We start from the raw sequence: 10,727 nt of genomic DNA, 5'->3' as shown, positions 1-10,727 counted from the left end.
TACGGCTCCGCGCTGACCACGGTCCTGCTCGCAGCGGGCCTCGAGGTCGTCGATGTCGACCGCACCGACCGCCGCTCGCGGCGCTTTCACGGCAAATCCGATCCGCTCGATGCCTACAGTGCTGCTCGCATCGCTGCGGCCGGGCTCGCTCGCACGATCCCGAAGACCCACGACGGGGACGTCGAGGCAATTCGGTTCCTGCACAACGCTCGTCGCTCCGCGGTGAAAGCTCGCGCCGAGGCGATCACAGGTCTCAAATCTGCCGTCGTCAACGCACCCGAACCGATTCGAGAACAGCTCCGGGGTCTGACAACAGTCGCATTGATCGACGCATGCGCAGCACTGCGCCCGACCGCCGTCACTCCAGGTGCACTGACCGCGGCGATCAAGACTGCACTGCGGTCGGTGGCGCGACGGATCCAGCTCCTCGACACCGACATCAAAGCACTCGACAAGAACCTCGCAGTGCTCATCGACGATGCCGCCGGAGACCTCGTCGGCCGGTTCGGGGTGGGCTACGAAACTGCAGCACAGTTGCTGATCACCGTCGGTGACAACCCCCACCGCGTCAGCTCCGAAGCAGCATTCGCCAGCCTCTGCGGCGTCGCACCCATACCCGCATCGTCGGGCAAAACCACCCGCCACCGACTCAACCGCGGCGGCAACCGGCAGGCCAACCGAGCGTTACACGTCATCGTCATGGCCCGCCTCAAATACGACACCCGCACCCAGCAATACCGCGACCGACGACTCGCTGAAGGCAAGAGCAAACGCGACATCATCCGCTGCCTCAAGCGAGCCGTCGCCCGCGAAATGTTCCAACATCTCACCCAGAAAACTGCCACTTGACACTCATAGGAGCATCACATGGTTTACGCAACCAGGGAGCAACCCTCGGGCGTCTGCTGATTCTGGTTCTGCTGGGTGGCCGGGATGGTGTACTGGCCGCCTTCGAGGGCGAGTTCGATGCCGGAGTCGGTGACGGTCAGCGACGTCGGAGCCATGTCCAGCGGGTACGCCTGCAGGCTGTCGGTGAGCACGCCGACGACGGAATCGACCAGATCGGTGGGGATTCCCAGGCCCAGAATCGATGCGTCGACGGTTTGGACGTCGACCTTGCCGCCCGTGACCTGCGGCTTGACGGTCAGCTTCGCAAGCGCGCCGACGGCGAACTCCAGGGTGCCCGCCGACGCGTCGGACGTGACCCCGGAGACGATGGCACCGATGCCCTGGCTCTGCAGGGTGCGGGTGATGCCGTCGGTCGACCACGAGATGTCGGCACTCGAGCTACCGATGGTGCCGCCCGAGTCGGCGCTTTGGGTCAGGTTCAGATCGTTCGCCTCGGCGTGCACGACCATGCCCTCGGCCGGGCCGAATCGAGCATCGTCGCTGTCGACGGTCACCGACGAGACCTTCTTGTCGACCAAGGACAGCAAGACCGGCTTGAAGCCGAGACCCACCTCCACCTGGCTGCCCAGCTCGGACTCGAGCTGGCCGGCGAGGCAGGATTTGATCTGCTGCCGAACGAACAGTTCTCCGCCGATGACGGCGACGAGGAGGACGACAACAACGGAGACTGCGATCAGCGGTACTGTGCTGCGCCTGGCTGAGGATGTCATTCCCGGCAGTCTTCCCGAAGTTTCTGAGCAAGCTCTGTGAAACTCGCCGAGTCCGGGGATTCGATTCGAAAGTTTGTGATGTGTAACACATTCTGACGTACTCTTGCTGCATGAGCACGATAGGACCGAGTGTGCAGGAGCTGCACTCGCTCGCTACCCGGCAGGACGGCTACTTCACCGCCGAACAGGCCGGTGAACTCGGCTTCGACTCTGCGATGGTGCGCGTCAACCTGGCGACGGCCACGTGGACTCGCGTCGAGCGCAACCTGTTTCGGCTCGGGCAGTGGCCGCACAGCGAACTCGAAGTGTTCGCTATGTGGTGCGCGTGGTTCGGCGGCGAGGCAGTGATCTCACACCAGAGCGCCGCCGAATTGCACGGTTTCGGACACCTGCACCCGCAGTTCGTACATCTCTGCGCGTTCGGAGACCTACGACTCACCGACACTCGCCTGGCAGTGCATCGACTGCGGCTCGAGCCGCGTGACGTCGAATCGGCCGGCACGTTCAACATCACCACTCCCGTACGCACGGTCCTCGACCTCGCCGCAGGTGGCATCTCGCAGATCACCCTCGACGAGGTGGTGGGCGACGCCGTGGCTATCGGTCGCGTCGACCCGCAGGCGCTGTACTCCGAGGCCGGCAGCAGCACCGATCGAGTGGCCGAACGCGTCGAACTGGCGCTGTCCGCCTGTACGTAGCGCCAGATTCACGGTGCCGGGGCTACCGTCGACCAGGGCACTGTGAGCACGTTGTCTCGCATGCGGCGGCGGGGGAGTGTGACCGGGAGTCCTTGCTCTGCAAGCACTTTCAATGCCGCCCGCCAACGCAGTCGGGGGCCGAACGGGGCCAGTGGTGCCGAGACCGACCACGCGCGGTCGGCGCGGCGGAGCACATCGTGGATCAGCTCGCCCTCGATGTTGCGGTGTATCAACACTTTCGGAAGCCGCTCCGCGATGTCCGACGGCATCTCGACATCGAACGGGTCCCAGGCCAGAGTCAGAGATCGCGGCCCATCGGCGTCGAGCAGCACCCATGCGCAGCGTCGACCGAGTTCGTCGCAGGTGCCATCGACCAACAGGCCGCCGGGTGCCAGGCCCGACAGAATGCGGTGCCAGGCACCGGGAACCGCGTCCTCGGGATATTGCCGCAGCACGTTGAAGGCCCGCACCAGATTCGGTCGCAGTCCGGCCAACTCGAAACCGCCACGGGCGAATTCGACGCCACCGCTTCCTTCGACCACCCGCGCGGGATCGATTTCGAGACCGGTGACTCGGAGATCGGGCCTGACGGTGCGAAGTCGGCCCGCGAGTTCGAGAGTCGTGTTCGGCATCGCCCCGTACCCGAGGTCGACGACGAGGGGGTCCGGTGATTCGCGCAGGACGCGTCGGACATCGGGATCGTGCATCAACCACCGGTCGCTGCGACGCAACCGATTGATGCCGGTGGTGCCGCGGGTGATGACGCCTTCTGCAGGAGTGGAGCCTGCGGAACGACCCCTGTGAGGAGGCTTCAGTGGGCTAGGCGTTCTTCTCGAGCCAGTCGGCGGTTACTTCGCCCTCGCCGCGCCACAGGTCGATGAGGTTGACGAGCATCAGTTGCTCGAGTTTGCCGCCGATGAACGGCAGGAACACCTTGGCCTCGGAGGACGTGCGCAACGTCGAGCCACCGTTGGTGGGGAACAGTGACGTGGTGCCCTTCAGTGAGCCGGGTCCGGCCGGAATCGACGCGTCGTAGTGCCCCGCAGTGGTTTCCCCGTACGCGTCGAAATGCACGTTGCGGGTGATGACCATGTCTTTCTTCATCACCGTCTGTGCGATGTCGGGCAGTTCGGTACGGGGGATGACGTGGTGCATCACGATGTCGATTCCGGCGTCGGACACCTCGAAGCTCTTCAGCTCGTTCTCCGAATACTTACGCATCTCCTCGATGCGCGCGTCCCAGTGCTCGCGACTGGACAGCGCTGCATAGACCTGCTGCGTCGAGTGGGTGAACCGGGCGGAGTAGTTCATTCGGCGAGCCATAGTGCGCCAGGTTACCCAGGAGCGGAGCCTGCGGAGCGACCAGGTTACCCAGGAGTGGAGCCTGCGGAACGACCAGGCTCAGCTGCTTGCTTGCGCGGCGATCCAGTTACCGGTGAAGTCCTGCTCGTTGTCGATGAGCGAGAGAACCTGCTCGCTGATCATCGCTTCGATCTTCCCGCCGAAGATGGGGACCTTGACCTCGGTGGTGCCGGCCAGAGCGACGGTGGTCGTCTCGCCCTTGCCGTCGAGGGTGGTGGTGCCGGTGATGCGCGCGGGTGCTCCTTCGACGGTGGCTCCGAAGGTGCCCGCGGCGTGGGTGCCGTCGAACTGTCCCCAGCTCTCGGTGCGTTCGATGATGAGGTCGCCCTTCTTGAAGGCGGTGACCGCGGACGGCAGCTCTTCCTCGGGGACCGACTGGGTCATGACGACGTCGATGGTGCCGTCTCCGACGGTGACGCTCTTCAAGCTGGCACCGGGGCCGCCGATCTGCTCGATGCGGTCCTTCCAGTACTGCTCGGACGTCAGCGCTGCGTGGACCTTGTCGGCGGAGGCGGGCACAGTCGAGCTGTGCTCAATAGGGCGAGGCATCCCCGCAGGTTACCGGGTGACTGAGGACGTTCGTGCGCGACCGGTAGCGTGAGAGTCCGTGCCTACTGCAATTTCCGAACTCACCACCATCCGGGTGGGCGGCCCAGCCCGTGAATTCACCGTCGCGACGAACGCTGACGAGTTGGTCTCCCTGGTGCGTGACGCGGACCGTGCAGGGACGGATGTGCTGGTCATCGGCGGCGGATCCAACCTGGTCGTCGGCGACGACGGGTTCGACGGCCGGGTGGTTCGGGTGACCGGCTCGCGGTTGGAGATCGACGGCGAGCGGGTGACCGTCGACGCCGGTGTCGAGTGGGATGCCGTCGTACAGGCGACTATCGATGCCGGGCTGTCCGGTATGGAAGCGCTGTCGGGGATCCCGGGCACCACCGGCGCGACGCCGATTCAGAACGTCGGGGCCTACGGTGCGTCGACGTCGGAATTGCTGCACAGCCTCACCGTCTACGACCGGCAGACGCAAGAGACGGCAGTGTGGACGCCGGAGCAGTGCGGATTCGGAACACATCGGTCGTCGGTGTTCAAGCGATCGTCGCGCTACGTGATTCTGGACGTGACGTTCGCGCTGAAGAAGACCACCGAATCGCTGCCGGTGCGCTACGCGGCGTTGTCCGAGCGGCTCGATGTGCAGATCGGCGACGTCGTTCCGGTGCCCGACGTCCGCGCAGCAGTGCTCGCGCTGCGCGGTGAGCGTGGGATGGTGCTCGACGCGGCCGATCACGACACGTGGAGCGTGGGGTCCTTCTTCCTCAACCCGGTGTTGCCGGAGGTGCCGGAGCAGGCAACCCACGCGCCGAGCTTTCCCGACCCGGCCGGCACGAAGATTCCGGCCGCCTGGCTCATTCAAAACTCGGGATTCCCGCGGGGCTACGGCACCGAGTTCGGCCGCGGTACCGCGGCCCTGTCGACCAAACATGTACTCGCGATCACCAACCGGGGTGGGGCCACCGCGTCGGACATCATGGCTCTTGCCGCGCACGTCCGAGACGGTGTGCGAGAGAAGTTCGGGGTCACGCTGACCCCCGAGTGTGACCTCGTCAACTGCGCTCTGGGTTAGGGACGCTCGAAACGGCGCATACGATGGAGATTCGAGAGTTCGGCTCGTAGGAGGTAAGTCAGTGCAGGTCACCAGCGTGGGGCACGCGGGATTCCATATTCGGACCGAGGCGGGGAGCATCCTGTGCGATCCGTGGGTGAACCCGTCCTTCTACGCGTCGTGGTTCCCTTTCCCCGACAACTCGGGCCTGGACTGGGACGAGTTGGGTGATTGCGATTACCTCTACGTCTCGCACCTGCACAAGGACCACTTCGATCCGAAGAACCTGGCCGAACACGTCAACAAGGACGCGACGGTGTTGCTGCCGGACTACCCGGTGCTCGATCTCAAGCACGAGCTGGAGAAGCTCGGCTTCCACAAGTTCTACGAGACCACCGACTCGGTCAAGCACACGCTGACCGGGCCCAAGGGCGATCTCGACATCATGATCATCGCGCTTCGCGCGCCTGCCGACGGCCCGATCGGCGACTCCGGCCTGGTGGTGTCCGACGGGAAGACCGTCGCGTTCAACATGAACGACGCGCGGCCGGTGGACCTGGACATGATGACCGAGCAGTTCGGTCCCGTCGACGTCCACATGCTGCAGTATTCGGGCGCGATCTGGTACCCGATGGTCTACGACATGGTCTCGCGTGCGAAGCGAAACTTCGGTATCCAGAAGCGTCAGCGACAGATGGATCGTGCGCGTCAGTACATCGAGCAGGTCGGCTCCACGTGGGTCATTCCGTCGGCGGGCCCGCCGTGTTTCCTCGACGACGAACTGCGCTCGCTCAACGACGTCTACGGCGACCCGGCCAACGTGTTCCCGGACCAGATGGTGTTTCTCGAGCAGATGCGCCTGCACGGTCACGACAAGGGTCTGCTGATGATTCCGGGCACGACGGCCACGTTCGAGGGTTCGGATCTGAAGTCCCACGAGCATCCCATCCCCACGGCCGACGCCGAAGCCATCTTCACCACCGGCAAAGCCGACTACATCGAGGCCTACGCCCAGCGTCAGGCGTCGGTCATCGCAGCCGAGAAGGCAGGCTGGGCACCGGCCGAGGGCGAGCCGCTGCTCGAGCCGCTGCGCGGACTGTTCGAGCCGATCATGGCGCAGACGGATCTGATCTGTGATGGCATCGGCTACCCCGTCGGCATCACGATGGGTGACGAGACGGTTGTGCTGGACTTCCCGAAAAGGATTGTCCGAGAGCCTATCTCGAACGAGAAGTTCCGATACAGCTTCACGATCCCGCCGGAACTCGTACGCACCGCAGTGCGTGATCAGGAGCCGGACTGGGTCAACTCGATCTTCCTGTCCACCCGGTTCCGGGCCCGACGCGTCGGCGGGTACAACGAGTTCCTCTACACGTTCTTCAAGTGCCTCACGGACGAACGCATCGCCTACGCGGACGGTTGGTTCTCCGAGGCGCACGACGACACCGCCACCATCACGATGGGCGGCTACGAAATTCAACGTCGCTGCCCGCACCTGAAGGCGGACCTGACGAAGTTCGGCATCGTCGAGGGCAACAAGCTCACCTGCAACCTGCACGGCTGGGACTGGAACCTGGACTCGGGCCGCTGCCTGACGTCGAAGGGACACGAGCTGCGCTCGCAGAAGCTCTGACTCGTCGTCGACGGTTCGCTGTGAGACTGCCCCCAAAAACAGTGGGAAATGTGGGGTAGTTCGCAGACGCAGGTACGTTGGACAACGTGCATGAGCAGGTAGAACAGACAAAACGGACGCGCATGGTGTGGTTGGTCACCGTGCTCGTCGCACTGGTTGCGTTAGTAGCCGGCTGCACCGTCGGATCGGGCGACAAGAGCCCCGGTGCTTCGGCACCGACGACCGAGGCAGCGCCCGTCGCGCAGATCACGCAGAACCCGGCCGAAGGTGCCACCGACGTCAGCCCGGTGGCACCGATCTCGGTGTCGGTGACGAACGGAACGCTCACCCAGGTCGAGTTGACGAACCCGGACGGCAAGATCGTTCAGGGTGCGCTGGCACCCGACAAGGCGTCCTACGCCGTCACCGAGCCACTCGGGTACGGGGTGAAATACACGTGGTCCGGTTCCGCCGTCGGCGCGGACAACAAGACCGTGCCGATCGAGGGCAGCTTCACCACCGTCGAACCGGACAGCCGCACCTCGGTGAGCACCAACATCGGCGACGGCCAGGAAGTCGGCATCGCAGCGCCGATCATCCTGCAGTTCGACTCGGCGATCGAGGACAAGGCAGCCGTCGAGAAGGCGCTGACCGTCACCACCAACCCGCCGACGCCCGGTGCCTGGGCGTGGTTCCCCGACGACAACGGCTCGCGCATCCACTGGCGTCCCACCAACTACTGGACGCCCGGCACGACGGTCTCGGTGAACGCCAAGCTCTACGGCGTGAACTACGGCGACGGTGCCTACGGGGCCGACGACGTCACCCTCAACTTCAGCATCGGACGCAGCCAGGTCGTCGTCGCCGACGCCACCAGCCACCGCATGCAGGTGGTGCGTGACGGCGCGACGATCATGGACATTCCCGTCAGCTACGGCGAGGGCAACGAGGATCGCAACGTCACCCGCAGCGGCATCCACGTCGTCACCGAGAAGCACGAGGACTTCCTGATGTCGAACCCGCCGTTCTACGAGAACGTGCGCGAACGCTGGGCGGTGCGCATCTCCAACAATGGCGAGTTCATTCACGCCAACCCGCTGACCACCGGCGTGCAGGGCGCATCGAACGTCACGAACGGATGTATCAACCTCTCGACGGAGGACGCGCAGCAGTACTTCGGCACGGCGATGTACGGCGATCCGGTGGAGGTCACCGGCACCCGCATCGACCTCTCCGCAGCGGACGGTGACCTGTACGACTGGGCCATCGACTGGCCGACGTGGGAGTCGATGTCGGCGCTCCCTGCCGGCGGGGCGCCAGCGACGACGACGCCTGCGACAACGGCACCCGCGACGACAACGGCACCTGCGCCCGCGGGGTAGAGCGCTGCGCGCATGTGAGTGGAACCTCGTAGCCCACTACGAAGTTCCACTCACATGGGTTACTTACGGGAGAAGCGCCCCGGACCGGCCTGATCGCGTGGCTTGATGATGATCTGGTCCAGGTTGACGTGCGACGGGCGGGAGGCGACGAAGCCGATCACCTCGGCGATGTCGCTCGCGACCAACGGCGTGATGCCCTGGTAGACCGCGTCGGCCTTGGCCGCGTCGCCGTCGAAGCGGACCAGTGAGAATTCGGTTTCCACCGCGCCCGGTGCGACCTCGGTCAACCGCACCGGCTTGCCGAGCAGCTCGCCGCGCAGCGTCCGATGCAGTACGGCCTGAGCATGTTTGGCGGAGGTGTATCCCGAGCCGTTGTCGTAGGCCTCGAATGCCGCGACGGAGGTGATGGTGACGATCAGGCCGTCACCGGAATCGATCAGCTTGGGCAGCAACGCTTTCGTGACGCGGAGTGTGCCGAGAACGTTGGTCTCCCACATCCAGCGCCAGTCGTCGAGGTCGGCGTCGATCACCGGGGCCAATCCCTTTGCGCCACCGGCATTGTTGATCAGGACGTCGACGCGGGGGATGACAGCGGTGAAGGCGGCCACGGAATCCTCGTCCGTCACATCGAGTTCCAGGGCGGTGCCGCCGATCTCCGAGGCCAGTTCTTCGAGTCGGTCGAGCCTGCGTGCGCCGATGACGACGTGGAATCCGTCGGCGGCGAGTTGGCGCGCAGTGGCCGCGCCGATGCCGGAACTCGCTCCGGTGACGACGGCGATGCGGGTATCGGGTGCGATGTGTTCGGGCGAGGTCATGCAGAAATTCTAGTTCGGTAGAAACAGTGCATCCGGACGGGCCCGATTGGACAATCGGGCTTCGAGTGCTAATTTTGGGTTCATGTCCGCCAGCGAGACCACCGCGATGCGGGTCACCTATGTGACCGCGTCCCTCGGGTCTCGCCTCCCGCTTCCTCGGGAATTGTGTTGTCTCGGCCAAGGAACCTGTCTCTAGCATTCTCGCGCTATGGGCAGTCGATTCGCGTGACGTGGACCTCCCCGGTCTGCCTCACCCTTGACCTGCATCACTTCGCTCTTTCGTCGACGTTGCACACGAGACGAAGGTTTTCACTGCTGAGGAACACGACGGATGTCCGTATCCACGCTGCACCACCACTCTCGCCCCACCGCGTTGCGCTCGCCGGCGCGGTCCGCCTCCCACACCCCGCTGCGATCGCGGGTCCAGCTCGTCGCGCCCGATCTTCGGATTGCCGACAGTCCCGCGGCGTCGGTACTGCGGGTCGCGTGCGTCGAAGGCCCGATCTCGCGTGACAGTGCGGCTCGCACAACGGGTTTGAGCATTGCCACGGTCAATCGTCAGGTGTCTGCTCTGCTCGGCGTCGGATTGCTGCGCGAGCGCGCAGACCTCACGGCCGCCGGTGCGATCGGACGCCCCCGCGTGCCGTTCGAGGTCAATCACGAGCCGTTCTCGACCATCGGGATCCATATCGGTGCCGTCGTCACCGGGATCATCGTCAGCGACCCGCGCGGAAAGATCCTGGGGGCTGTGGAGATTCCCACGCCCAGCGGGTCCGCCGATGCGGCGCTCGCCTCGATCACCCGCAGCGCCGGGGCCTTCGCCGGCAGATGGCATCGGCGCACCCCACTGTGGGTGGGGGTTGCCCTCGGCGGCCGTGTCGACACGACGACCGGCACCGTCGATCATCCGCGTCTGGGCTGGGAGAACGCCCAGGTGGCGGGCGTCATCGGCGGTGGGTTGGGGCTACCGATCTCTGTTTCCGGCCACGTCGAAGCGATGGCGGCGTCGGAACTTCTGCTCGCGCCCCGCGTATCGGACGTCGCTGCTCCGCCGAGCAGCACCGGCACCTCGCTCTACTTCTATGCACGCGAAAGCGCAGGTATGGCGCTGACGATCGACGGCCGCGTGCACACTCCGTCCAGCGGACCCGGGTCGATCGCTCACCTACCCACCGGCTCGTCGGTGCTGTGCAGCTGCGGCAACCGGGGATGCCTCGAAGCGGCCGTCAGCGATCGCGCGATCGTGACCGCGGCGATCGACCGCAAAATTTTCGCGAGCGTAGCCCGCGGAGCCCGGCCGACTATCTCCGCCGTGTACCGAGCCGCGACCGACGGCTCGGAGGCGGCCCGGGAATTGCTCGTCGAACGCGCCGTCACGTTGGGTCGGACGGTCGCCCTGTTACGCGACATGTTCAATCCGGATCGAGTGGTACTCGGTGGCCAGGCGTTCACGGCGTATCCCGCCGGGATTCCGCACGTGGGGGAGGCCTTCGCCGCCAATTCGACGTTGCCGCGCAGGGACATTCGGGTCACCGGATTCGGCGACAGGGTGCAGGAGTTCGCCGCAACGGTGGTTTCGCTCAGTTCCCTGTACTCGGATCCACTGGCCTCGATGCGCCGAGCAGCCGCGTAAGTT

At 65.2% G+C, this 10,727-nt stretch carries 11 protein-coding genes; 6 read left to right on the top strand and 5 right to left on the bottom strand.

Features of this window, described 5'->3' with window-relative positions:
• A partial coding sequence (locus AB0O58_RS02170) for a transposase (RefSeq protein WP_366237786.1) occupies window positions 1-849 on the top strand: 849 nt, incomplete at its 5' end.
• A gap of 23 nt (window positions 850-872) precedes the next feature.
• Here AB0O58_RS02170 and AB0O58_RS02165 read toward each other — a convergent pair.
• Window positions 873-1,619 (bottom strand): DUF2993 domain-containing protein, encoded by a 747-nt coding sequence (locus tag AB0O58_RS02165; protein WP_027498387.1) that lies wholly within the window; start codon window positions 1,617-1,619, stop codon window positions 873-875.
• 110 nt (window positions 1,620-1,729) lie between these two features.
• Between AB0O58_RS02165 and AB0O58_RS02160 the strand changes: the two genes are divergently transcribed.
• Window positions 1,730-2,317 (top strand): type IV toxin-antitoxin system AbiEi family antitoxin, encoded by a 588-nt coding sequence (locus AB0O58_RS02160; RefSeq protein ID WP_032365186.1) that lies wholly within the window; start codon window positions 1,730-1,732, stop codon window positions 2,315-2,317.
• Window positions 2,318-2,325: 8 nt separating this feature from the next.
• Here the strand turns inward: AB0O58_RS02160 and AB0O58_RS02155 are convergent, their stop codons facing one another.
• The 3 genes from AB0O58_RS02155 to AB0O58_RS02145 form a co-directional block, all read right to left on the bottom strand.
• Window positions 2,326-3,024, bottom strand: coding sequence for a methylase (locus AB0O58_RS02155; protein WP_032381239.1), 699 nt, complete (start codon window positions 3,022-3,024; stop codon window positions 2,326-2,328).
• Window positions 3,025-3,136: 112 nt separating this feature from the next.
• The gene (locus AB0O58_RS02150) at window positions 3,137-3,640 is read right to left on the bottom strand and encodes a DUF2505 domain-containing protein (protein WP_032381240.1); all 504 of its coding nucleotides are present in this window, start codon (window positions 3,638-3,640) and stop codon (window positions 3,137-3,139) included.
• A gap of 78 nt (window positions 3,641-3,718) precedes the next feature.
• Entirely contained in the window at window positions 3,719-4,228 is a 510-nt protein-coding gene (locus AB0O58_RS02145) for a DUF2505 domain-containing protein (RefSeq protein ID WP_032386177.1), read from the bottom strand.
• 58 nt (window positions 4,229-4,286) lie between these two features.
• Between AB0O58_RS02145 and AB0O58_RS02140 the strand changes: the two genes are divergently transcribed.
• From AB0O58_RS02140 to AB0O58_RS02130, 3 genes are all read left to right on the top strand, one after another.
• Window positions 4,287-5,303: a UDP-N-acetylmuramate dehydrogenase gene (locus AB0O58_RS02140; protein ID WP_032399558.1), complete on the top strand. Its 1,017-nt coding sequence runs from the start codon at window positions 4,287-4,289 to the stop codon at window positions 5,301-5,303.
• Between the two features lie 61 nt (window positions 5,304-5,364).
• The gene (locus AB0O58_RS02135; protein ID WP_032399557.1) at window positions 5,365-6,915 is read left to right on the top strand and encodes an MBL fold metallo-hydrolase; all 1,551 of its coding nucleotides are present in this window, start codon (window positions 5,365-5,367) and stop codon (window positions 6,913-6,915) included.
• Between the two features lie 122 nt (window positions 6,916-7,037).
• On the top strand, window positions 7,038-8,276 hold the full coding sequence (locus AB0O58_RS02130) for an Ig-like domain-containing protein (protein WP_176456700.1): 1,239 nt from the start codon (window positions 7,038-7,040) through the stop codon (window positions 8,274-8,276).
• A 59-nt stretch (window positions 8,277-8,335) separates the two neighbouring features.
• Here the strand turns inward: AB0O58_RS02130 and AB0O58_RS02125 are convergent, their stop codons facing one another.
• The gene (locus tag AB0O58_RS02125; RefSeq protein WP_027498379.1) at window positions 8,336-9,091 is read right to left on the bottom strand and encodes an SDR family oxidoreductase; all 756 of its coding nucleotides are present in this window, start codon (window positions 9,089-9,091) and stop codon (window positions 8,336-8,338) included.
• Window positions 9,092-9,422: 331 nt separating this feature from the next.
• Between AB0O58_RS02125 and AB0O58_RS02120 the strand changes: the two genes are divergently transcribed.
• A complete protein-coding gene (locus tag AB0O58_RS02120; protein WP_032372345.1) occupies window positions 9,423-10,724 on the top strand; it encodes an ROK family protein in 1,302 nt (433 codons plus the stop codon).
• Window positions 10,725-10,727 lie beyond the last annotated feature (3 nt).

The sequence above is a fragment of the Rhodococcus sp. NPDC080181 genome (assembly GCF_040702225.1).
Lineage (GTDB): Bacteria > Actinomycetota > Actinomycetes > Mycobacteriales > Mycobacteriaceae > Rhodococcoides > Rhodococcoides fascians.
The sequence above is the reverse complement of the archived record's forward strand: the minus strand, read 5'-3'. Positions and strand labels throughout refer to the sequence as shown.

What these genes read in the sequence shown, in the direction of transcription:
- AB0O58_RS02120 (WP_032372345.1), top strand. Translation starts at nt 9,423, where the DNA reads ATGTCCGTATCCACGCTGCACCACCACTCTCGCCCCACCGCGTTGCGC.
- AB0O58_RS02160 (WP_032365186.1), top strand. Translation starts at nt 1,730, where the DNA reads ATGAGCACGATAGGACCGAGTGTGCAGGAGCTGCACTCGCTCGCTACC.
- AB0O58_RS02150 (WP_032381240.1), bottom strand. Translation starts at nt 3,640, where the DNA reads ATGGCTCGCCGAATGAACTACTCCGCCCGGTTCACCCACTCGACGCAG.
- AB0O58_RS02145 (WP_032386177.1), bottom strand. Translation starts at nt 4,228, where the DNA reads ATGCCTCGCCCTATTGAGCACAGCTCGACTGTGCCCGCCTCCGCCGAC.
- AB0O58_RS02125 (WP_027498379.1), bottom strand. Translation starts at nt 9,091, where the DNA reads ATGACCTCGCCCGAACACATCGCACCCGATACCCGCATCGCCGTCGTC.
- AB0O58_RS02155 (WP_032381239.1), bottom strand. Translation starts at nt 3,024, where the DNA reads ATGCACGATCCCGATGTCCGACGCGTCCTGCGCGAATCACCGGACCCC.
- AB0O58_RS02165 (WP_027498387.1), bottom strand. Translation starts at nt 1,619, where the DNA reads ATGACATCCTCAGCCAGGCGCAGCACAGTACCGCTGATCGCAGTCTCC.
- AB0O58_RS02130 (WP_176456700.1), top strand. Translation starts at nt 7,038, where the DNA reads ATGGTGTGGTTGGTCACCGTGCTCGTCGCACTGGTTGCGTTAGTAGCC.